Origin of the sequence: Streptomyces sp. NPDC088812, from assembly GCF_044750285.1 — a bacterium.
Taxonomy (GTDB): Bacteria; Actinomycetota; Actinomycetes; order Streptomycetales; family Streptomycetaceae; genus Streptomyces.
On sequence record NZ_JBIVJP010000020.1, the window covers coordinates 171,382 to 192,749 of the forward strand.

At 67.9% G+C, this 21,368-nt stretch carries 18 protein-coding genes and 1 pseudogene; 14 read left to right on the plus strand and 5 right to left on the minus strand.

What is annotated here, in order from left to right; genetic code table 11:
- Nucleotides 1–57: 57 nt before the first annotated feature.
- Nucleotides 58–699 carry a histidine phosphatase family protein gene (locus tag ACIP67_RS31095; RefSeq protein ID WP_401696227.1) on the plus strand — a complete coding sequence of 214 codons (642 nt, stop codon included), beginning with the start codon at nucleotides 58–60 and terminating at the stop codon, nucleotides 697–699.
- 97 nt (nucleotides 700–796) lie between these two features.
- Here the strand turns inward: ACIP67_RS31095 and ACIP67_RS31100 are convergent.
- Nucleotides 797–1,656, minus strand: a pseudogene (locus ACIP67_RS31100) (glycosyltransferase family 2 protein).
- Nucleotides 1,657–1,909: 253 nt separating this feature from the next.
- On the opposite strand from ACIP67_RS31100, the gene ACIP67_RS31105 reads away from it, so the two are divergent.
- Entirely contained in the window at nucleotides 1,910–3,091 is a 1,182-nt protein-coding gene (locus ACIP67_RS31105; protein ID WP_401696228.1) for a galactosyltransferase-related protein, read from the plus strand.
- A gap of 56 nt (nucleotides 3,092–3,147) precedes the next feature.
- Here the strand turns inward: ACIP67_RS31105 and ACIP67_RS31110 are convergent, their stop codons facing one another.
- The 4 genes from ACIP67_RS31110 to ACIP67_RS31125 form a co-directional block, all read right to left on the minus strand.
- Nucleotides 3,148–5,151, minus strand: coding sequence for a beta-galactosidase (locus ACIP67_RS31110; RefSeq protein WP_401696229.1), 2,004 nt, complete (start codon nucleotides 5,149–5,151; stop codon nucleotides 3,148–3,150).
- A gap of 142 nt (nucleotides 5,152–5,293) precedes the next feature.
- Nucleotides 5,294–7,090, minus strand: a complete 1,797-nt coding sequence (locus tag ACIP67_RS31115; protein WP_401696230.1) for an ATP-binding cassette domain-containing protein — start codon at nucleotides 7,088–7,090, stop codon at nucleotides 5,294–5,296.
- A complete protein-coding gene (locus ACIP67_RS31120; protein ID WP_401696232.1) occupies nucleotides 7,090–8,997 on the minus strand; it encodes an ABC transporter ATP-binding protein in 1,908 nt (635 codons plus the stop codon). Before ACIP67_RS31120 ends, ACIP67_RS31115 begins: the two co-directional genes overlap by 1 nt.
- A gap of 142 nt (nucleotides 8,998–9,139) precedes the next feature.
- Entirely contained in the window at nucleotides 9,140–10,408 is a 1,269-nt protein-coding gene (locus ACIP67_RS31125; protein WP_401696233.1) for an Nramp family divalent metal transporter, read from the minus strand.
- Between the two features lie 332 nt (nucleotides 10,409–10,740).
- Between ACIP67_RS31125 and ACIP67_RS31130 the strand changes: the two genes are divergently transcribed.
- From ACIP67_RS31130 to ACIP67_RS31185, 12 genes are all read left to right on the plus strand, one after another.
- On the plus strand, nucleotides 10,741–11,514 hold the full coding sequence (locus ACIP67_RS31130; protein WP_401696234.1) for an SAM-dependent methyltransferase: 774 nt from the start codon (nucleotides 10,741–10,743) through the stop codon (nucleotides 11,512–11,514).
- 388 nt (nucleotides 11,515–11,902) lie between these two features.
- Nucleotides 11,903–13,105, plus strand: coding sequence for a glycosyltransferase family 4 protein (locus tag ACIP67_RS31135; protein WP_401696235.1), 1,203 nt, complete (start codon nucleotides 11,903–11,905; stop codon nucleotides 13,103–13,105).
- Nucleotides 13,098–14,051, plus strand: a complete 954-nt coding sequence (locus ACIP67_RS31140; RefSeq protein ID WP_401696236.1) for an aminotransferase class IV — start codon at nucleotides 13,098–13,100, stop codon at nucleotides 14,049–14,051. The genes ACIP67_RS31135 and ACIP67_RS31140 overlap by 8 nt, the downstream gene beginning before the upstream one ends.
- Nucleotides 14,038–15,000, plus strand: a complete 963-nt coding sequence (locus ACIP67_RS31145; RefSeq protein WP_401696237.1) for a phosphotransferase family protein — start codon at nucleotides 14,038–14,040, stop codon at nucleotides 14,998–15,000. The genes ACIP67_RS31140 and ACIP67_RS31145 overlap by 14 nt, the downstream gene beginning before the upstream one ends.
- Nucleotides 14,997–15,722, plus strand: a complete 726-nt coding sequence (locus tag ACIP67_RS31150; protein WP_401696238.1) for an NDP-sugar synthase — start codon at nucleotides 14,997–14,999, stop codon at nucleotides 15,720–15,722. The genes ACIP67_RS31145 and ACIP67_RS31150 overlap by 4 nt, the downstream gene beginning before the upstream one ends.
- A complete protein-coding gene (locus ACIP67_RS31155) occupies nucleotides 15,716–16,693 on the plus strand; it encodes an NAD-dependent epimerase/dehydratase family protein (protein WP_401696239.1) in 978 nt (325 codons plus the stop codon). The genes ACIP67_RS31150 and ACIP67_RS31155 overlap by 7 nt, the downstream gene beginning before the upstream one ends.
- Before the next feature lie 122 nt (nucleotides 16,694–16,815).
- On the plus strand, nucleotides 16,816–17,241 hold the full coding sequence (locus ACIP67_RS31160; protein ID WP_401696240.1) for an NUDIX hydrolase: 426 nt from the start codon (nucleotides 16,816–16,818) through the stop codon (nucleotides 17,239–17,241).
- A 193-nt stretch (nucleotides 17,242–17,434) separates the two neighbouring features.
- Complete coding sequence (locus tag ACIP67_RS31165; RefSeq protein ID WP_401696241.1) at nucleotides 17,435–18,082, plus strand: HAD family hydrolase; 648 nt, start codon at nucleotides 17,435–17,437, stop codon at nucleotides 18,080–18,082.
- On the plus strand, nucleotides 18,079–19,155 hold the full coding sequence (locus ACIP67_RS31170) for a hypothetical protein (RefSeq protein WP_401696242.1): 1,077 nt from the start codon (nucleotides 18,079–18,081) through the stop codon (nucleotides 19,153–19,155). Before ACIP67_RS31165 ends, ACIP67_RS31170 begins: the two co-directional genes overlap by 4 nt.
- Nucleotides 19,152–19,793, plus strand: coding sequence for an SIS domain-containing protein (locus ACIP67_RS31175; protein WP_401696243.1), 642 nt, complete (start codon nucleotides 19,152–19,154; stop codon nucleotides 19,791–19,793). Before ACIP67_RS31170 ends, ACIP67_RS31175 begins: the two co-directional genes overlap by 4 nt.
- Complete coding sequence (locus tag ACIP67_RS31180) at nucleotides 19,790–20,416, plus strand: D-glycero-alpha-D-manno-heptose-1,7-bisphosphate 7-phosphatase (RefSeq protein ID WP_401696244.1); 627 nt, start codon at nucleotides 19,790–19,792, stop codon at nucleotides 20,414–20,416. Before ACIP67_RS31175 ends, ACIP67_RS31180 begins: the two co-directional genes overlap by 4 nt.
- Entirely contained in the window at nucleotides 20,413–21,360 is a 948-nt protein-coding gene (locus tag ACIP67_RS31185; protein ID WP_401696245.1) for a sugar phosphate nucleotidyltransferase, read from the plus strand. Before ACIP67_RS31180 ends, ACIP67_RS31185 begins: the two co-directional genes overlap by 4 nt.
- The last annotated feature ends 8 nt before the right edge of the window (nucleotides 21,361–21,368 follow it).

The window sequence follows — 21,368 nt, forward strand, 5'->3', positions numbered from 1 at the left end:
CCTCCATAGTTGCGGACTGCAATCACGCAAGACGCTACCCACAGGAGGCACGCGCTGATGCGCACTCTTTACGTCATCACCCACCCCGAGGCGACCCACCACGTCGAGGGAGTCGTCGGAGGATGGCATGACTCGCAGCTGACGCCCGCCGGCATCCGTGCAGCGGTCTCCATTGCCCAAGCGCTGCGGGCCCAGATCCCGCACGGCACCGAGGTGGAGCTGCATTCCTCGGATCTGCGGCGCACCCTGCGGACGGCCGATGAAGTGGCTGAACTGTTCGGGGTGAAGCCGATCCTGGATCACAGGCTGCGGGAGAAGTCCTACGGTGAGGCAGGGGGAAAGCCACAGGAGTGGCTGGACCGGCGCTTCGTCCCACCGCCGGCTGTCGGGGAGCGGATGGACCACGACGAAGGCGTGGAGGGCGCAGAGACCAAGGCGACATGGGCGAAGCGCATCTACGCGGCCATGGACGAGATCTTGCAGAGTCCTTGCGAACAACAGATCATCGTGACGCACGGCGGCTCCCTGACATGCGTCGTGGCGTCCTGGATCAAGATGCCGATCGAGTCGGCTGGCTATGCCAGTTTCCGTGCCCCCTCCGGCAGCATCACCACGCTCCGCGAAGATGACTTCTTCCACAACCGGCAAGTCGTCAGCCTCGGTGACACCCACCATCTCGACTCCGCCCAAGCCGGCTGACCTGACCCAGCCCGCCCGACGGCCCGCCGCCCTCACGGGCTGCGGGCCGTGCCATGCGCTGACGTCAATTCTCGTGAACATTCCCGAGCCCGCCGGCCTACACCTGCTGCCCAAAGTGCCGGACAAACGCTGCTGCTAAACGCGAACGAAGCCAAACGCCTGAGCGCCGAAGGCCCCGGGGCGGGCCCGCGACACGTGGATCGCCCTGGATCACCGCGGCGGTCAGTCCGCCGACGACCGCGGTCACTCCCAGGTAGGTGGACAACCGCAGAGGCGCGGCGGAATGGGCTAGCAGGCCACGTCGGGCGAGGGCGATCATCTTGCGCAGGGTGTACTTAGACTCACCGGCGAGGCGCTCGTCCCGGTCGTAAAAGACGCTGGTCTCTGGGAGGCCGAGCCAGCTGACCGCGCCGCGCAGATAGAGCTCCTTCTCCGGCAGTGTGGCGAGCAGCATGACCACTTCGCGGTCCAGGAGACGGAAGTCCCCCGTGTCCAGGGGAAGGGAGTGCTCGGAGAGTGCGCTCAGCAGCCTGTAGTAGGCGTAGGCACTGGCTTTCTTGAAGAAGGTCTCGCCCTGGCGGACACGGCGCCGGGCGGACACCACGCTCCATCCGGCGCGCCACAGGTCCACCATCTCGGGTATCAGTTCCGGCGGGTCTTGCAGGTCGGCGTCGATGACCACGACGGCATCGCCGGTGGACTCCCTAAGGCCGGCCAGACAGGCCGCCTGGTGGCCGAATTCCGGCTGAACCGCAGACTGCGCACCGTGCTGAAGGTACGTGTGCAGGCGGACATGACGTCCCAGGTGCCGTCGGTGGAACCGTCATCCACGTAGATCAGCTCGTACTGGAATCCGTCGCATGTGCGGAGTACTTGGGTGAGACGCTTGTGTGTCTCAGCCAGAATCTCCGATTCATTGTAGCAGGGTATGACGACGCTGAGGGTGGGATTCTTCATTTCGATACTGCGCCTGCTTCGAGGCACCGGGCACCCCTTTCGACGTTCGGTTTCACGCCATACTTCCCTGACCGTCTCGGGAGTACCACTAAGAAGGCTGGCAGGAACGCACCTAGCACCTTCCTGCCAGGTGGAAGTCCGGGCCCTGGGCCATCACTGAATGATTGGATGGCTTCGTGGCGCCTTAAGTGAAAGCTCTTGCTAGCTGGGCGTCCGGAAGTTATTCCCCCGAAACAGAAAAGTCGGAGAATCCATGTCCGATGACATATTGCATCGCCGGGCGGCGGAGATCGTCCTCATGAGCGTCGACCCGGGAGCCCGCTTCAGCCCCCCTTATTGGGCTCGTGACGAGGCCAAGGTGCGGCGCGTGTGCGGGATTCTGGAGCGGTCGCCCCGGCTGCGGCAGGAATGCGGGTCACTGAAGGGAAAGTTGCGGTCCACGCCCACGGACTGGAATGTCTACGCCACCTTGGAGGAAGCTGTCCGCTCCGCCCTCGCGGAGGACGCAGGCTTGGAGGGTGAAGTCCGTGACGCCGTGCGTCGCTTCCAGGAGGATGCCCGCCTGCAGCCGCACCGCGGGGAACGTTTCCTGGACCCCTTCCCCACGGACGCCACACGCCCCGAGCCGCCCGCGCTCCCGGACCGTGTCCGGACCCCACAGCGCGGTCGCAGCAGACTAAGCGTCGTACTGGACATCCGGGCGGTCCCCGGCGACACCGCCCGCCTGCACAACGCGCAATGCACCCTGGCCGCGGTGGGAGACCAGACACTGCCACGCGAGGACTACCGGATCATCCTGGTCGAGCAGGACGAACACCCGCGGAATGAAGGGCTCTTCGCTCCACATGTCGACCAGTACCTGTACGGGTACAACGACGGACCGTACAATCACGCCTGGGGTCACAACGTCGGGGCCGTGCACGACGAAGCCGAGAGCGACGTCATTCTTTTCATGGACGTCGATGTGCTACCGTCCCGGCATTTCCTCGAAGCGGTTCTGGTGGAGTTCAAGGACTCGCCGATCGGAGGACTAATCCCATTTCGGAACCTTCTTTTCCTCGAACCGCACTCCACAGCCCGTGCCATTGACCGCCGGTTCAGCGATGATTCAGGGAAGAGTGTCCGACTCGACGACCTCTTCGGCTACCGCATCCATGGGCCTCAGGGAGCGGCTTCGATGGCCGTGCGCCGGGACGCATTTAGGGATCTGAACGGATTCGACGAGAGCTATGAGGGCTGGGGGTCGGAGGACTACGAGTTCTACACACGCCTCGCGGAGGTGCATGAGGTCGGGACGATGGCCGGAACGCTGCTTCACATGCACCACCCCGTCCAGGAGGGCATAGCGCGGACCGCCGACGCCAACAAACGCAAACTGGGCCGCTCCGACCGGACGGGCATCGAAATCGGAAGCCTTGATCTGTATTCCCGCTGACCGAACCCCTCGATGCCGTCGGCCGGCCCATCTCCGTCGGCCGACGGCATCGTGTGTCAGGGCTGTGCCGAGGTGGGGGTGCGCAGGACCACGACCGCGGACGGGGCCAGCCGTACGGTTCCGTCGTACTGCGTGCCGGTGAGCAGGTCGAAGCCCGTGCCTGGTACGTCCACGGCATGCGCGATGTGATGGTTGATCAGGAACCGGTACTCGGCATCAGCGCTAGCGCGGACCACGGATTCCACATGGCCGGGCAACTCTGGGCGCTGGGCGATCCTCGGGCTGTGCTCGCGTACCAGAGCCAGGACCTGGATCAGGGCCGCTGGGTCGAGCCGGGTGGCCAGATACCAGGCGGAGCCGTCCCCGAGGGCGTTGCGGGTCAGCGCGGGATATCCCTGGTCCGGCCCGCTGCCGAAGTGGAGAACGCTGTCGGCGCCCTGCAGGATCACCCGCTCCGACCACAGATCGCCCTGGAGGCATCCGCCGACGTCGACCGCCTGGTCGGTGTGCAGAGGGTGGAACTCCTCGGTGATCAGACCGAGGGTCTGCCTCAGCCCGCCGGGGAAGGGGCCTTCGTGGATACGGTCGTTCTCGTCCACGATCCCGGAGAAGTACGAGACCAGGAGCGTACCGCCGGACTCCACGTAGCTGCGCAGGTTGAGACTTCCCCTTTGCGACAGCAGGTAGAGACTGGGGAGTACTACCAGGGGATAGCCGGAGAGGTCGTCAGTGGCCTGGACGAAGTCGACGGTCAGGTGCGTCTTCCACAGGGCCTCGTAGAAGGCGCGGACGCGTTCCATGTAGTTCAGGCCACCGGTCGGTTTGTCCTCGTATTCCATCGCCCACCAGGACGGGTAGTCGAAGACGACAGCGACATCGGCTCGGACGCGGCTGTCGCGCACCTCGCTCAACGCGCGCACGTCCGCGCCGAGTGCGCGTACGTCACGCCACAACTCCGTCTCGGTACCGGCTTGGGGAACCATCGCGGAGTGGAACTTCTCGTTGCCGAAGAGAGAGGCGCGCCACTGGAAGAACATGACCCCATCGGCACCGCGGGCTATGTGGGCGAGGCTGTTGCGACGCATCTGCCCGGGCAGTTTGGCGATGTTGCGGGGCTGCCAGTTGACCGCTCCGGTGGAATGCTCCATGAGCAGCCAGGGCCTGCCCTGCGCGAACGACCTGGAAAGGTCTCCGGCCAGGGAAAGACCCAGATGGTTGTCGGGCTGTTCGCCCATCAGGTAGTTGCTGTTGCCCACCAGGTCCATCTCCGGCATCCAGCGCCAGTAGTCGATGTTCTTACAGTTTCCTGCCATGAAGTTGGTGGTGACCGGCACATCCGGTGTGACGGCACTTAGGATGTCGCGTTCCATCTGGTAACAGGCCAGATATTCGTCTGAGGTGAAACGCGCGAAGTCGAGCCGCTGCGCAGGATTGACCGGCATGGGGGCGACGCGGGGTGCCTGTATCTCCGCCCACTCGTAATACCGCTGGCCCCAGAACTGCGTGCCCCACGCCTCGTTGAGCGCGTCGAGCGTGCCGTGGCGTCGGCGCAGCCAGGTACGGAACGCCTCCGCGCTCTGGTCGCAGTAGCAGCGGCCCGCGTGGGAGCCGTACTCATTGTTGACGTGCCACACCGCGAGCGCCGGGTGATCACGGTAGCGCTCCGCGAGAGCCCGGGCGATCCGCGCCGCGGCCTCGCGGTACTCGGGTGAGCTGGGGCAGAAGGATTCGCGCGCGCCGATGCCGAGGGTCGTCCCGTCCGACGTCTGCGGCCGGGCCTGCGGATACCGGGTGAAGAGCCATGCCGGCGGCCCCGCGGTCGGTGTCGCCAAGGCCACTTTGATGTCCGCGTCGGCCAGGAGGTCCATGACCCTGTCGAGCCAGCCGAAGTCGAAGTCACCGGGGGCGCGTTCCAGCAGGGCCCAGGAGAAGATGCCGACGCTGAGGAGGTTGACGCCTGCCTCGTGCATCAGCTTCACATCCTGCTCCCACACCTCCTGCGGCCACTGCTCCGGGTAGTAGTCGGCCCCGAAGGCGAGCCGGTCCAGCCTCGGGAGCATGAGCGAACGGGCCTCGGATTCGCCGAGATCTGCCGAGCTTTCCAATGTGATCAGCCTTTCTGCGAGCTGCGTTGTCGCGATGACGAGACGGTTGTGGCGCCGCGGGCGGATTCCTCATGACCCGGGCAGGGCCCGCCGCCGGTCATCCGCTCTCGGAGTACGCCTGCGCCTGCAGGCCGTACAGGTCGGCATACTGGCCGCCCTCGCGGGCGACGAGTTCTTCATGGGTGCCGGACTCGATGAGGCGGCCCTTGTCGAGGACGAGGATCAGGTCCGCGCCTGTGACGGTGGAGAAGCGGTGCGAGACGATGACGGTGATCGCTCCGGTGCGGGCGGCCAGTTCGCGGGCCCGGTCCATGTGGCGCTCGAAGATGGCGTGCTCGCTGGGGGCATCGAGGGAAGCGGTCGGCTCGTCGAGGATGAACAGAACGGGGTCCTCGCGCATCACGGAGCGGGCCAGCGCGACCCGCTGCCACTGGCCTTCGGAGAGTTCGACTCCCCCCAGATCCCGGCCCAGTTGCGTGTCCAGTCCGGCTGGGAGCCTGGCGAGAAGTGCCGAGCCGTCGGCCTCTCGCAGCGCGTGGGCGATCCGGGCGCGGTCCGTCACATGTGGGAGATCGCCCAGTCCGACACCCTCGGCGAAGACGGTCTGGAAGCGGCCGAAGTCCTGGAAGGCGGCACTGATACGGGAGCGCCAGCCGGTGGTGCCGAGGTCGGCGAGGTCGGTGCCGTCGACGGTGATCCGGCCGGAGTCGGGAGCGTAGAACTTGGCGAGGAGCTTGACCAGGGTGGTCTTCCCGGAGCCGTACTCGCCGACGACGGCCACCACCGTCCCTGCGGGGATGGACAGGCTGATGTCGGTGATTGCCGGGCGATCCGTGCCTGGGTAGCGGTAGGACACCTTGTCGAAGGTGATGCCCCGGCTCAGCACGGCCGGCGCCGTGACAGTACCCGCGGTGCGGGAGCGGTCGGCTTTGGCATAGTCCTCGAGCCAGAAGTACGACTCGATGGCCATCAGGCTTCCCCACGCGTCAGTGGTGGCACCGACGGCGTGCTGTACGGTCCGCCGCAGACCCGTGGCGACGGCGATCGCCATCACCACATCGCCAGTCGACGCGTGGTCGTCAGCCGCCTGACGGACGACCAGCGCGAGGGCGGCAAGGAATCCGGCGGCGAAGAAGGCCCAGCCGCCGAACCTCCACCCGGCGGCCCGTACTCGCGCCCGGTGGCGGAGGCACACGGCCTCCTCGGTGGCGGCGACCTGACGGCGGGCAATCTCGTCGCCCGCTCCGGCGACCCGGATGTCCTTGCCGCTGTCGGCCCGGGTGGCAAGCCGGAGCAGATGCCGCTGCAGCCGCATCGCCTCGGCGCTCGCCTGCTCGGCCGACGCCACGTGGTGCTTGGCGCGCCGGTCCGTCCACACGGGCACGGCCGCGAACAGCAGCAGTGCCAAGAGCCATGGGCTCACCGTGCCGAGAAGCAGCAGGGTGACCACCAGTTGCAGAGCGCTCTGCAGCGCCAGCACCAGGGCCCACAGGCTAGTGGCGATCTGCCAGCCGGACCCTCGCACGAGGTCGATGCGGTCCAGGAAGTCGGTGCGCTCCAGGTGGTCCAGGCCCTCGATGTCCGCGATGAGGGAGAAGATGCGCGGGGTCAGGTCGAAGATGTACACCTTGTCGGCCGCCAGTGTGCGTAGATCCCCGGACGCGGAGTCCAGAGCAGTTCCCGCCGCATAGCACAGGGCGGCGGCCATCGCCCCGGCAAGCGCCGTCCCCAGCGCACCCTGCACGCTGCCGTCCACAACCATGCGCAGAGAGAGGGCGATTCCGGCGGCGGCCGCCACGCTGAGCGCGGCGACGGCCAGGGCAACCGCGGTGACGAACGGGGCGCGCCGCCAAGACCAGCGGAACAGGCGCATCCACAATCGCAGGTTACGCATCACGGCAGTTCGTCCTCCTCAATCGTGTCCTGGTAGCCCTGGCGGAAGCGGTCGGCCTGAATGGCGAACAGCCGCGCGTACTCGCCTCCGAGAGCGACGAGTTCCTCATGGGTGCCGGATTCGGTGATACGGCCCTCTTGGAGCAGCACAATCCGGTCGGCTTGCCGGACCGTGGACAGGCGGTGCGAGATCAGGACTACGCCAGCCTCGCCGCGGCGGTCGGCGAGCCGCTGGAAGACGTCGAACTCGGTGCGCACGTCCAGGTGGGCGGTGGGCTCGTCGAGGACCAGGAGGTTCGCCCCAGTACGCAGGGCGTACAGGGCGCGAGTGAGGACCACCTGCTGCCATTGGCCGCCGGACAGGTCGACGCCCCCCGCACGAGAGCGGGCGAGGGGAGTGTCCCAGCCCTGGGGAAGGCGTTCGACGAGGGACATGAGGCCCGCGTCGCGAGCTGCCGAGCCCAGGGCGGCCCTGTCGTCGGCGGCACCCGGGCGGCCGAGGACGACATTGTCAGCCAGGGAGAGTTCGTACTTCACGAAGTCCTGGAAGACCACCGAGATTCTCCTGCGCCAGGCCGCCGGGCCTAGAGTTCGGAGGTCGGTGGCCGGGTCCTCGCCGACGACGATACGCCCGGAGGTCGGCTTGTACAGGCCGGCGAGGAGTTTGATCAGAGTGGACTTGCCCGCGCCGTTCAGGCCGACGATGGCCAGGAGTTCGCCGGGTCGGATCTCCAGGTCGAGGTCGTTCAGGACAGGTCGTCCTGTGCCCGGGTAGCTGAAGCCGACCTTCTCGAAGCGGACCCGTCCCGACAGCGTGGGCGCGACGGCTGCCGCCGCGTGCCGCTGCGGCAGCTCCTTCGCTTCACCGAGCAGAAGGGCCAGCTGGTCGTAGGACTTGAGGGCTTCTAGGCCAGCCACTCTGCTGACCAGGCTCTGGCCCGCGTCCATGCCCAGGAACAGACCGGCCCCCGCCGTCAGCGCGGCGGTGGCATTCGCAACGGATCCGTCTCCGTGCACCGTGCGGGCCGTCACCAGAAGAAAGGCTGCCGACAGGGGAAGGAGTACGAGGAAAAGGAAGATCCACTGGCCGAGGGCGTTGCGGCGCCACATCTCCCAGTTGAGTTCGGAGCGCACCACGTGGTGGCGCACCATCCGTCGTATCACCCAGTCGCCCAGCCCGAAGATCCGCACGTCCTTGCCCGGACCGGGCGTTGTCAGAACCTTCTCCCACTGGATGGCGTGAAGGTTCTCGCCGTGCCGGGAATTCCAGACCTCGTTGTGACGTATTGCCCGGCGGCCGTGGAGCCAACTGCCCAGGAGCGCGGGGGGCAACAGCAGAGGTATCAGCCACCACGCGAATCGGGCGAGCACCAGGCAGGCTGCCACGATGCCAATCCCTCGGGCCACCTGTTCGAGCTGGGCCAGAGCTGCCTGGCCGGGCGTGCGTTCGGTGATGTTGCCCGGATCTGCGCGGGTCACCCAGAGTAGACGCTGGACCGCGGGCTGTTCGAGGGCACCGATGTCAGGGCTGTTTGAGACCAGCCGGGTCACCGCGGCGCGATGGGCACCGTCGATGCGCATGCGGGCCAGGTAGTCGAGAGGTTCGTGCGCGGCCTCCAGCGCATGTCCGAGCAGCAGCACCGCGCCGAAGCCGATAAGCGGCCACAGGACCGAATCCCGGTCGCCGATGGGCCCGCCATCGGCCACCCTGCCCACGAGCAGGGACATCGACAGTGCGGTAGCAGCCGGCACCAGTTGGTCGGCCAGCCGGACGAGCGCCACGCCCCAGGCCAGCTTTGCCCCGGTGTGCCGGAACAACCAGAGCAGACGCGTCTTGTCCGCCATCGCCGGGTACACCGGCGCTGTCTTCTTCGGGCCCGGTCGGTCGTTCCGGGGAACCACGGTCATCCGATCTCCAGTCATGTCCGAGCGGCTGTGGAGGGGCCGCTCCCGCGGGGCGCCACAGGTCGGCGTGGGTGTTTGTTGGGTGCGCACAGCGACGGGGGAGAGCCTGGCTGCGAAGCCCGGGGTGAGTCGAGGCTCCGCCGGGTCAGGCGGTGAAGGTCCCCCACAGCAGCAGGGCGTTGAGCGCGGTGATGAGCAGGGCGATCGCGGCCAGTACGGCGGTGGTGCCACGCCGGTTGACCAGGGTGCCCATCAGGTCGCGCCGTGAGGTGAACCAGAGCAGCGGAACTAGCGCGAAGGGCACGCCGAACGAGAGCACCACCTGGGACAGGATGAGCGCGGACGTCGGATCCACTCCGGCCGCCAGCACACCGAGCGCTGGCAGCAGCGTCAGGCAGCGACGCAGCGTGAGCGGAACCGTGCGCCGCAAGAAGCCCGCCATGACCGTCTGGCCCGTATAGGTTCCGACCGACGAGGCCGCGAACCCGGAGGCGAGGAGCGCCAGGGCGAAGGCCAGGGCCACACCGTGACCGGACCGTTCGTCCAGGGTGGTGTGGATGGCTCCCAGGTCCTCGATGCCGAGCCCGCCCAAGAGCTGCGCCGCGATCACGAGCATGGAGATGTTGACCAGCGCGGCGATGCCCAGCGCGACCGCCACGTCGAGTCGTAGCGTGCGTAGATGCCGGCGGCTGGTTGTCACCGGAGCGCCCGCCGGGACATGGAGGCGGACGTGTTCAGCGGTGAGTGCCGAGTGCAGGTAGATGGCGTGCGGCATCACCGTTGCACCGACGATGCCCGTGGCGAGGACCAGGCTGTCCGGCCCCGCGAAGCCCGGGGCGAGGCCACCGACCAGGGCGTGGGGGTCCACCCCCGCATGGCCGAGGTCGATGAGGAAGCCGATCGTGATCACCCCGAAGAGGCCCGCTACCACGGCCTCGAACCGTCGTATCCCCCGAGACTCCAGGGCGAGCACCGCGAAGGCCACCGCGCCAGTGACAACGCCTCCGATCAGGAACGGTGTGCCGAACAACAGGTTGAGGGCGACGGCGCCCCCGATGACCTCGGCGAGATCGGTGGCGATGACGACGGCCTCGGCCTGTGCCCACAGTCCCCACCGGACCGGACGCGGCATCCGCTCGTGGCACAGCTGGGACAGGTCCCGTCCGGTGGCCAGGCCCAGTTTGGCCGATGCCGCCTGCACCAGGACGGCCATGAGACTCGCCGCGACGATGACCCACAACAGCCGGTACCCGTGGGCCGATCCCGCAGCCATGTTGGTGGCGAAGTTGCCCGGGTCGACGTACGCGCTGGCGGCGACGAAGGCGGGTCCGATCATCACTGCGCCCGCGGTCTGGGGCAGGACACGCGAGCACCGCACGGGGACGGATGCAGACGGCGTGGATATGGGCAGCATGAAGTTCCTTCGACGGCTGGTGTGAGGGGGTCCGGCCGCAGGACGAAACTGCCGAGGACGCCTCACAGAGATCTCGGCCGGAGGATGCCGATGCTTCTGCCGATGAAATGTGCTGTCAAGGAATTACCCCCTGGCAGGAAGATGCCGGGACTCGTCCTGCCACCCCAGCCCCATGGCATCCGAAGTGCCTATTACTGAAGAATCCGACAGGGGCCTTTCGCGGAAGCCCGCCGTACGGGAATTACGCCAGCGAAAATCCGCTGGCTGCGGTCTGCTTCGCCCCACCCCAGCCCCATGGCATCCGTCGACCGACCAGAATCGAGGCCGCCCGCATGACCGATCGACCGCCTACCGTGGACTGGCTTGACGAAGGCGCTGCCACCCCTCTGCCCGAGTTGTTCGACCGGCACTACCTCGCCTTCTGGGAGGCGGAACTGGGTGCCGACAGATCGGTGCGGGAGCACGAACTGGTGATGCGTCTCGGCGGTCTGAGGGCCGGCCACCGCGTCCTGGATGTGGCCTGTGGCTACGGACGCATGAGCATCCCGCTCGCCGCCGTCGGTGTTGAGGTGACTGGCCTCGACCTCAGCGAGCAGCTCCTGGACGAAGCCCGCTCGCGTGCATCCTCCGCCGGCGTGAGCCCACGATTCCTTGCCGGAGACATGCGCGACCTGTCGGGGTTCACCGGGTTCGACAGCGTGTTGTTGTGGTTTACCAGCTTCGGATATTTCGACGACGAGACCAACGCGCGGGTGCTGCGCGAGGCAAGGAACTGTCTCGCGCCCGGCGGCCGGCTGCTCATGGAGACCCGGCACTGGGATCGGATGCAGCGCCGCTTCGACCCCGTGACCGTACGGTCTGCCGGAGACGATCTCCTGATCGAACATCACACGTACGAGGCCGCCACCGGAATTCAGTGGACCCGGCAGACCCTGGTCGTTGACGGCACCCATCACCGCCGCGTGTCGTCCGTGCGCCGGTACGGCTTCCCGGAGCTTGCCGCGCTGTGCCGTGCTGCGGGGTTCCGATCCGTGGAGGGGTTTGACGAATCCGGCGAACCGCTGGGGCCGGACAGCGACCGGTGTGTGGTCGTCGCCGTCCGGTGACGACACCGGCCCCCCGTCAGCAAGTTTCCAAGGATCGTAGCTGCCAATTTGGGCGCGGGTTTTCTGTTGGCTCGCGCAAGTCGGCTCGGTAATGTCCTTCTCAAGCGGGCGAGGGATTCGAAATCGAAAGCCCGGCAGATTTGTCTGCTCTCTCGTAATCCCTCGCCCATTCATTCTTTCCGGAGGTTTTCGTGTATCGCGTTGCGCTGAACTGTGTCCGGCTGGTGCTCGTCATGTCTATGGCCGCCGCGGTCTCCCCTCTCTTTGGCGGACCCGACGGGCCGACGGGCAGCGAGAGCGGCACGCGTGTGGTGGCGGCCGACGAAGACAGCTGGGGATGGGGCTGAGCACCGCAGGCCGCCCGGTGACGGGACCTTGGAGCAGCCGCATGCGGACCTTGATTCTGACCTCCAGTTTCCATCCCGCCATCGGCGGCGCGGAGACTTACGCGTACGAGATCGCACGGGGACTGGCGCACACCGGCCACCCCACGGCCGTCGTGACCGACCTCCCCCGGCACGCACGTCCAGGCGAGGTCTTCGCCGGCGATCCTGCCGATGTCTCCGTGCACCGATTGCACCGTTTCCAATCGCTACTCGCCGACGACAGCAAGATCTTCTGGGAGCAGATGGCATTCGGACTGCACCCGGAACTCGCCGTCTGCGCCGAGGAGTTCCGTCCGGATGTGGTACTGACCAACAGCCTGGACACCGCACTGCCAGGCAAGACCCTCGCCCTGGCGCTCGATCTGCCGTGGGCCGCCGCGTTCCACGAACAGGATCCCGCCCAGGAACCGCTCGGCACGGCCCGGATGCGACTGGCCTACGGCGTACTTGCTCCGGATCTGGTGCTAGCGGGTTCGGAGTTCTACGCCGAGCGGGCCCGGCGGTGGGGATTCCGCGAGCGGGTTGCCCTGATCCACCACGGCGTGGACACCGAGCAGTTCACCCCCCACCGCGACGGGACAGCGGTTCGCAGACGGTACGGCGTCCCCGACGACGCGGTGCTCATTGTCTCCGCGGGCCGGCTCAAAGCCCGCAAGGGGCATCTGGAGACGCTGCGTGCCTTCGCCGAGGTGCACGCCCACCGGCCGGGCACCCGGCTCCTCCTCGTCGGCAGCGTCAACTCCGCCTCTCATGCTTACTCGGACCTGCTGGAGGCGGAAGTGGACCGGCTGGGCATGCGCTCTGTTGTCCGGATCGACCGCACCGTGACCTTCGCCGACATGCCCCAGGTGCTGGCCGCCGCGGACATCGTTGCGCAGCCGAGTCACGCCGAGGGACTCGGACTGTCTGTCCTGGAAGCCATGAGCTGCGGGCGGGCCACCGTCACCACCGACATCCCGGGCATCCGGGAGATCCTCGGTCCCCCCGGGATCGCCGAAGTAGTGTTGCCCGGCGAAGTCGCCCCTCTCGCCGAGGCCCTGAGACGGCTCGTCGATGATCCCGAACTCAGGTCCACCCTCGGCCGCCGGGCCCGTCGACACGTCGAGGAGCGCTTCTCCCGACGCCGTATGGTGGCCGACACTGCCACCGCGCTTTGCGCACTCACCGACCGCCTCCCCGCTCCCCTGGAGAACACCCGTGTATGAGAAGAACCCGGCCGTGTTGTGGTGGAACGGGCGTGTGGTGCCCTGGGCCGACGCCACCGTCCATGTGACCTCCGAGGTCGCGACGCGGGGTACCAACGTGTTCGAAGGACTGCGCGCTTACTGGCAGCCCGAGCAGGAACGGCACGCCGTGGTGCAGTTCACGGCTCACCTCGACCGCCTCGCGCAGTCCGCTCGCCTGATCCGGCTGCCCGCCGAGGCGACCGCCGAGCACATCGCCCAGCTGCGGACCGGAGTGACGGAACTGGTCCAGGCGCTGGGCCCGGGGCGTGATCTGTACCTGAGGCCCACGCTCTACATTGATCAGGGACGGTACGGCTGGCGACCGGAGGACGTCACGCTCGGCAGTTACATCGCCGCCTACGAGACCGATCCGACGCCCACCGCGCCGATGTCCTGCATCGTCAGCACCTGGCGGCGTACCGCAGATTCTGCCATCTCTCCGCTGATCAAGGTGGGTGCCGCCTATCAGGCGTTCCGGCTGCCGCGGATCGAGGCAGCCGCACAGGGCGTGGACGAGGCGATCCTGCTCAACTCCCGCGACACCGTCGCCGAAACCGGAGGGGCCGCGATCTTCCTCATCCGGGACGGAGCGGCGGTCACACCCCCGCTCGCCGACGGGGTCCTGGACTCCATCACCCGACGGACCGTCATAGCGCTGCTGCGCGAGGAGGTTGGCATTCCGGTCGTGGAGCGCTCTGTCCCCCGCACCGAGCTGTACACGGCGGACGAGGCGTTCCTCTGTGGAACCCTTGACGAGATCCGGGGGATCGGCGCCATCGACGGACTGCCCTTCCCGTCCGCCACCGGCCCTGTGACCACCGCCGTGCGCGATGCCTACCTCGCCCGGTGCCGCGGGCTGCGTGCATCCGAGCCCGGCGTGCTGCACCTCATCGACCACCTGGAGTACGAGCATGCAACAGCATGACCAGAACTGGATCGCCGCCTTCGCCGACATGGGCCACCCCGAGGCAGAGCCGCTGGCCGCGGGAATGGAGGGCGCCGTCTACCGACTCGGTGACGGACTCGTCGCCAAGGTGTGGGGACAGCGCACGGAGCGGGAACTCCACCAGCTGAAGGCCTTCTACGATTCCCTGGCTGGCCGCGGCCTCGGCTTCCGCATCCCTCGCATCCAGCGCGTTCACACCGGTGAACTCGGGGTCTGCACCATTGAGGAGGAACTGCACGGTCGCCCGCTGGAGGACGCCGCACCGGTGCCGGAGGGCTCCGTACCCGGGCGTGAGATTCTCGACCGTGTCCTGGACGTCCTGGCGGAACTGGCCTCGATCGAGGAGCCCGGCCAGATCACCCGGCTCCCGGTCCTGGACGAAGTAGCGCCCTTCCGACCGGAGGGGGCCGACTGGGCCGAGTCGCTGATCGCCCTGATGGACCGCCGGCTGGAGCGGTTCGGAGACCAGCTCGTCACGGCGATCCCGGACGCGGAGAAGAAGGCGCACCGGGTCCGAGAACTCCTGCGGGCCTGGGGTCATGGCCGCGAGGGACTGGTGCACGGTGACCTGATCACGGCCAACATCCTCGTCGAGGACACGCTGCGGCCCGCAGCTGTGCTGGACTTCGGTTTCCTGTCCACGCCAGGCGATCCCGCGTTCGACGTGGCAATCACCGGCAGCATCCTCGACATGTACGGTTCGCAGGCCCGCCGTACCGAGGCCGCCTTCGACGACCGGGCCGCGCAACGCTTCGGTTACCCGCGAGAACTGCTGCTGCTCTATCGCGCCGCCTACGCTTTCATCACCAGCAACGTCTACGACTCCCAGGGCAAGGATGGGCACTTCCGCTGGTGCGTGGACATGCTGCTGCGCGAGGACGTTGGCGCGCTGCTGGAGGACCACGGCGCCGGACGAGAACCGCGGTGAGTACACAGGTCGTGGTCCTCGCCGGGGGCCGTGCCACCCGGCTGGGCCCGCTGGCCGAACACACTCCGAAGGTGCTCCAGCCGATCGCCGGACGTCCCTTCCTCGATGTGCTGCTGCACTCCCTGGCCGACCGGGGGGTCGAACGAGTCCACCTCTGCCTCGGGCACCTCGCGGACCGTGTCAAGGACCATCTGCGCTCGGGCACCCTCCCGCCACAACCGCCCCACATCACCACGAGCACCGAGCCTGGGGAGGCAGGCACCGCGGGAGCTCTCCTAGCCGCGGCCGAGCACCTCGACGAGGTCTTCGTGGTGGCCATGGGAGACACCCACATCGACCTCGACTGGCCCGGACTCGTCTCCCGGCTGCCGGACCGAGCCCTCGGGCTGATGGTGGTAACGCACCACCCGTCCGGCCCGCCGCCCAACGTCGCGGTGTATGACGGCATCGTCCGCGCCTACGACAAGCGGGGTGTTCCCGGTGGCCTCACCGACACGGGTGTCACCGTGCTACGCAAGGAGGCCCTGCGCTTAGTCGCGCACCGGACGAGCTCGGTCGACCTCGGTGAGCTGTTTCGTCGGCTCGTACAGGAAAGCGCGCTGGCCGCGGTCGCCGTCGACTCCCGGTTCTACGACATCGGCACCCCCGAGCGCATCCAGACGTTCCAGGACCGGCTGATGGACACGTCCCCCCAGTACAGACAGAAGAGGATCACATGCTGAGGCCATCAGGCCCGACCCTGGTCACCGGCGCAGCCGGATTCATCGGCGCCCATCTCGTGGCAGAACTGCTCCGTCAGGGCACGCCGGTCACTGCACTCGACCGCATTCCTTGGAAGGAGGCCGTGCGACTGCACTCCCTTGACCACGCCGAAGGGCTCACCTATCGCACAGCCGACCTCGGCGCCGGGCACGACCTGTCGGGGCTGGCCCAGGGTCATCCGGTTGTGTACCACCTGTCCGCCAACACGGAGAACCGCCCCGACCGCTCCGCCCGGCTCGGTGACCTCCAGGACACCGTTGCCGCTACCGTCGGTCTGCTGGAGGCATGTGCCGGGACGGAGCCCCTGACGGTCGTACTTGCTTCCAGCCAGCTGGTCTACGCACCCGACCCGGCACAGGGAACCATCACGGAGGCGACCGGCAGAGTGCGGCCGGTGACGCGGTTCGCCGCGGGAAAGGCCGCCGCGGAGGCGTTCCTCAGCGCCTACGCCCACGAGCGCGGATGGCGCACCGCAGCCTGCCGGTTGTCGAACATCGTCGGCCCCGGTATGCGCCGCGGCATCCTCGCCGACATCGTGCGCGGGCTGTCCGCCGACCCTCGGCGGATCAGGCTGCTCGGCGACGGGCGGCAGACTCGTAGCTACCTGCATGTTTCGGACTGCGTTGACGCCCTCATCCGGGCATCCGCGCTTGAGGACGTCCACACAGCGGTGAACGTGTGCAACACGGACGCGATCAGCGCCGTCGAGGTCGCCGCCGTGGCCGCCGAGGAGTTTCCGCACGGCAGTCCGGACATCCTGACCACCGGCGGTGACCGTGGCTGGCAGGGTGATCTGCCGACACTGCGGGTCCACCCGGAGGTGCTGCTTGCCCAGGGCTGGCGCCCGGCCATGAGTTCCGGCTCGGCGGTGCGCGCGACAGTCCGTGCCCTGCTCGGCGAACAGAGCACGATTGCGGCAGATGCCGTATGAGCCGCGTACCGCGCGCTGAGCCCTGGACAGTGGAGGGTCGCAGGCCTCTGTACGACAGCCGGTGGGCGGGACTGGACCTGGTCACCGTACGGCCGCCGGACCGGGCGCCGTACGACCACCACGTGGTGCGCCTGCCATCGGCGGTCGGCGTCGTCCTGCAGTCCCTCGAGAGTGGTGTGATGCTGCTCCACCGGCACCGTTTCATCACGAACACCGAGGGCTTCGAGATCCCGGCCGGCGGAATCGACGACGGCGAGAGTGTCGAAGAGGCGGCCGCCCGTGAAGTGCTCGAGGAGACCGGCTGGCGCATCACCGAGGCCAGGCACTTCCTCACCACCAATGCCTCCGACGGCGCCACCGATCAGCGTTTCCACTTCGTGCACGCCATGGCCTCGGAACTCACCGGACCGCCCGAGGACTCCTACGAGGCCTCCTCGCTGCATTGGGTTCCGGTCGACGACATTCCGGATCTGCTGCGCTCTGGCCGAATCCCCGGAGCCCTCAGCTCTGTGGCCCTGCTCCACGCACTGCAATTCGGTCTCCTATGACACCGCCGCGTCCGCGGCCCCGGGCGACGCCCCGGTGGGCTGCACCTGAGGGAGAGAAGGAAAGAGAGACCTCTTGACCGCATCGACACCCTGGACCTTCTCCTGGTCACTGTCAGATCCCGTGACCCCGTACGTCTCGGAAGGCACCGGCCCATCGGCGGGTGCCACGGGACCACCGCCCAAGGCGATGCTGATGGACATCGGCATGACGCTCATCCACCCCAACGGACAGATTATGCTGGCCGAGGTCCGCCGGCTGGTGCCCGACCACCCGGCGACCGAGCAGGACTGTGTCGCCGCGCTGGTCGCGGCGGCGGAGGCCCGGCTCTTGCCACTCCCACGCGGCCTCGACGGCGATGCGAAGGTCGGCACCGCCTGGGGCGCCCACCTCGGCCTGGCCCCAGACACCGCTTTGGAGGCTTGGCGGCGCCTGGTCATCCGCTACGACCTCTACAGCGAGCTCGACGCGGAGGCAGTACCTCTACTGAAGGGCTTGCAGCAGCGGGGCGTGCGGATCGCCGCGGTGTCGAACGGGGTTGGCCTGCTCGACGGCGAGCTGCGGCACTACGGAATCGCCGACTACTTCGACCTGGCACTGGACTCGGGGACCTTCGGGTCAGAGAAGCCGTCGACGGAAATCTTCCACGCGGCGTGTGAAGCCCTCGAAGTTGCCCCCGAATCCTGCTGGTTCATCGGTGACGGCCTGGTGAACGACGTCTTGGGGGCGCGCGCCGCCGGCATCGCCGCGGCCTTCCTCTACGACCGTTTCGGCCTCTACTCCACTCTTCCCGGAATCCATCGCATAACCCATCTGACCGACGTACTCAAGGAGTTGCAGTGAAGCCATTCCTCTACCACGTGCACGGCATGGGCAGGTTCGATTTCTCCTCGCTCCGCCCGGACGACCTGCTGCCGCTGAACGAGCTGGCGGGCGAACGCGGCCAGGAGATCCTCCCCACCGTCTTCCTCCGCCGCGAGGCGCTGCCCGAACTGGTGGAAGTCCTCGTCCGGTACGACGAGTTGCGTGCCGAGGGAAAGCTTCCGCACATCGCGGGCTTCGCGGTCGAAGGCCCGCTGCTGGGCCCCGAAGGTGGCGTGCCCCAGGCCGGCAAATGGGTGCCCAGCGAGGACGAATGGCGAACGCTGTCCGAGCTCGGCACGCGAGGGCTGCGCTACCTCGTCATGGCCCCGGACACCATGGAGCTCCATGACCCGATCGGCCGGGACCTCACCTTCGCGCGGTTGCTGGAACTCTTCTACGACCATGGCTGCCGGATCGCCCTCGGGCACTTCGTGCACGACGCCCCCGAGCGGAGCGCCCGGCGCACCCGCGACGTCATCGAGCATCTCCACCAGGTATACGAGTCCTCTCCCTACCTGGTGCTGACGGATCACCTCTACAACGACATGCCGCGCCGGTTCACCCATGCCTGGCGCACCGCCGAGGAACGGCGCCGCCGCCCGGCGCAACTGGCGGACTTCCTCGCCCACGACTGGACGGCGGAAGATCTGGACGAACTGCTCGGACCGGTCCCGGCTACGCTGCTAGGCGCCACGCGGGAGGGGCTCGTGACTCCCTGCCTGAACTTCGACGGTCTGCATGTGGACCTGGAGGTGTGCCGACGCACCGTCGAATACCTCGGTGCCGACCGGCTGATCGCGCTCACCGATCACATCGAGGTGGACTCGATGGCCGGCGAGGGGCTCGTACTGGACGACACCGGACTGTGGCGCCGTCGGGACGGGATCGTCGCCGCTGGCACCACCGACTACGACCGGCAGCGCGCCAACATCCTGTCGCTGGGCATGGACGAGTGCGTCGTCGCCGCTCTGTTCGATATGGTCCCGCGCGCGGCCATCTCGTACATGCCGGTCCGGGTGCGCGCCACCGAGCCCGAAGGAGTGGCCCCGTGACGATCGCACCGGTCAACAACGCGGCCGGGATCCTGCCCTCCGTGGCGGACCATGTCCGCACGGCCCGCCGCTATCTCGACGAACTGGTCTCCCAGGCCTCCCGGGTCGACACGGAGCAACTCGCCGCGTTCACCCAGCAGGTGCTCGACACCGTGCACCGGGGTGGCACGGTCTTCATCGCGGGCAATGGCGGCAGCGCCAGCACAGCGGGCCACATGGCCTGCGACTGGGTCAACGCCTGTGCCCGGGCCGGCATCCCCCGTGTCGACATCGTCAATCTGTCGGACGGTGTCGCCATGCTCACGGCACTCGCCAACGATGTCGCGTACGAGGAGGTCTTCGCGCGCCAGCTGGCGCCGCGCGGCACGCGGGGTGACCTGTTGGTCCTGCTTAGCGTCAGCGGCAACTCCCCCAACTTGCTGGCCGCCGCCAGGCAGGCTCGGCGCAGCGGCATGCAGGTGGCCGGGCTACTGGGCAACCAGGGCGAGATCGCCCAATACTGCGATGTGGTGACGGTCGTCGGCGGGGGCGACTACGGCTTGGCGGAGGATCTACACCTGGCCTTCAACCATGTCGTGGTGCGCGCGCTGGGCAACGGCGCGCCACTGCGCTACGAGCAGCGAAAGAGCGGCGTGTGAACCGACCCCTGCTGTTCCTGCCCGGCCCGAACCCGCCGACGACTGCGCCCCGCGGACTGCTGCTGTGCGATCGCGACGGCACCGTCATCGAGAACCGGGACTCCTACGTCCTGTCCTCTTCCGACGTGCGATTTCTGCCCGGCGCCGCAGCGGCGCTCGGCAGGGCGGCGGCTGACGGGCTGGCAGTGCTCCTCGTCTCCAACCAGTCGCCGGTGGGCCGAGGTCTGCTCACCGAGGGGGACTGCGTACGGCTGCACGAACAGATCGTGTCGACCCTGGTCGCGGCGGGGGTCCCGGTCGCAGGCAGCTGGCTGTGTCCGCATACTCCGCAGGCCGGTTGCGGCTGCCGCAAACCAGCCCCCGGCATGGCCCGTGCCGCGCAGCACCGGTTCGGTGTTCCGCCGGACCGGTGCTTCTTCGTCGGGGACAGCGCTGAGGACATGGGGGCCGCCGTCGCCTCCGGCTGCCGCCCGTTTCTGGTGCGCACCGGACGTGGGGCGGCGCATGAGCCGCTCGTACGGAGCCGTCCCGACCTGCGGGACGTACAGGTGGTGGACGACCTGGCCGCGGCCGTGGCCGCCACAGAACCGGCGCGGGCCAGTCACTGGACGGAGCGTGCATGAGAATCGCCGGAATGGTGTTGGGAGCCGGGGCCGGATCCCGGTTGCGGCCGCTGACGGACACCATGGCCAAACCGCTCGTGCCGGTCCTGGACCGGCCGCTCGTCTCCTATGTCCTTGACCACATGGCCGAGTCGGGGGTGCGCGACGTCTTCGTCAACCTTCACCATCACGCCGAGGAGATGGACCGTGCGCTCTTCGCGCGAGGCGGCCCACTGCGCATCGTCACCCGCGTGGAACCTCGGCTGTCCGGTCCGGCCGGGGCACTGCGGATGTTCGCCGACGAACTCGCTGGATACGAAGCGGTTCTGGTGTCCTCGGGCGATGTCTTCACCCTGGACGGATTCAACGGGCTGCTGGAACGGCACCTCCGGTCGGGCCACGATCTCACGGTCGCGGTCACCCACCGGCAACGGGCCCGTCACTTCGGCGTACTCGACATCGACGACCGCGGACAGATCACCGGCGCCAGAGAGAAGCCCGCCGTACCGGACGACGAATGGCACTGGATCAGTGCTGGCGTCTACTGTCTCTCACCGGCGCTGATCAAGAACTTACCCGCCAACCGGGTCTACGACTTCGCCGCCGATCTCGTTCCGGATCTGCTGACCCGGGGCCAACCCGTGGGCACGTTCCCGCTGCCCGGCTACTGGCAGGACGTCGGAACCGCCGCATCCCTGCGCGAGGCCAACCTCGCGGCTGTCCGCAGCGGTGTCCACATCGGTGCTCAGGCGGTGCTGGGACCGGATGTGGAACTGCGCGGCTCGGTGGTGATCGGGGCCGGGGCCAAGATCGGCGCGCACACCTGGTTGGAGGAGACCGTGGTGCTGCCGGGCACCGTGGTGGCCCCACATAGTGTGCTGGTCGGGGCCCTGGTCGGAAGCACGGCCGTGTCCGGGGCGCCCGTACACGCGCCCTGCGAGGAGAAGGCGACGGTGACGAAGTGAGCACTGTT

Coding starts and splice junctions, on each gene's coding strand:
- ACIP67_RS31095 (WP_401696227.1), top strand. CDS start 58: ATGCGCACTCTTTACGTCATCACCCACCCCGAGGCGACCCACCACGTC.
- ACIP67_RS31105 (WP_401696228.1), top strand. CDS start 1,910: ATGTCCGATGACATATTGCATCGCCGGGCGGCGGAGATCGTCCTCATG.
- ACIP67_RS31110 (WP_401696229.1), bottom strand. CDS start 5,151: ATGCTCCCGAGGCTGGACCGGCTCGCCTTCGGGGCCGACTACTACCCG.
- ACIP67_RS31115 (WP_401696230.1), bottom strand. CDS start 7,090: ATGCGTAACCTGCGATTGTGGATGCGCCTGTTCCGCTGGTCTTGGCGG.
- ACIP67_RS31120 (WP_401696232.1), bottom strand. CDS start 8,997: ATGACCGTGGTTCCCCGGAACGACCGACCGGGCCCGAAGAAGACAGCG.
- ACIP67_RS31125 (WP_401696233.1), bottom strand. CDS start 10,408: ATGCTGCCCATATCCACGCCGTCTGCATCCGTCCCCGTGCGGTGCTCG.
- ACIP67_RS31130 (WP_401696234.1), top strand. CDS start 10,741: ATGACCGATCGACCGCCTACCGTGGACTGGCTTGACGAAGGCGCTGCC.
- ACIP67_RS31135 (WP_401696235.1), top strand. CDS start 11,903: ATGCGGACCTTGATTCTGACCTCCAGTTTCCATCCCGCCATCGGCGGC.
- ACIP67_RS31145 (WP_401696237.1), top strand. CDS start 14,038: ATGCAACAGCATGACCAGAACTGGATCGCCGCCTTCGCCGACATGGGC.
- ACIP67_RS31155 (WP_401696239.1), top strand. CDS start 15,716: ATGCTGAGGCCATCAGGCCCGACCCTGGTCACCGGCGCAGCCGGATTC.
- ACIP67_RS31165 (WP_401696241.1), top strand. CDS start 17,435: ATGGACATCGGCATGACGCTCATCCACCCCAACGGACAGATTATGCTG.
- ACIP67_RS31185 (WP_401696245.1), top strand. CDS start 20,413: ATGAGAATCGCCGGAATGGTGTTGGGAGCCGGGGCCGGATCCCGGTTG.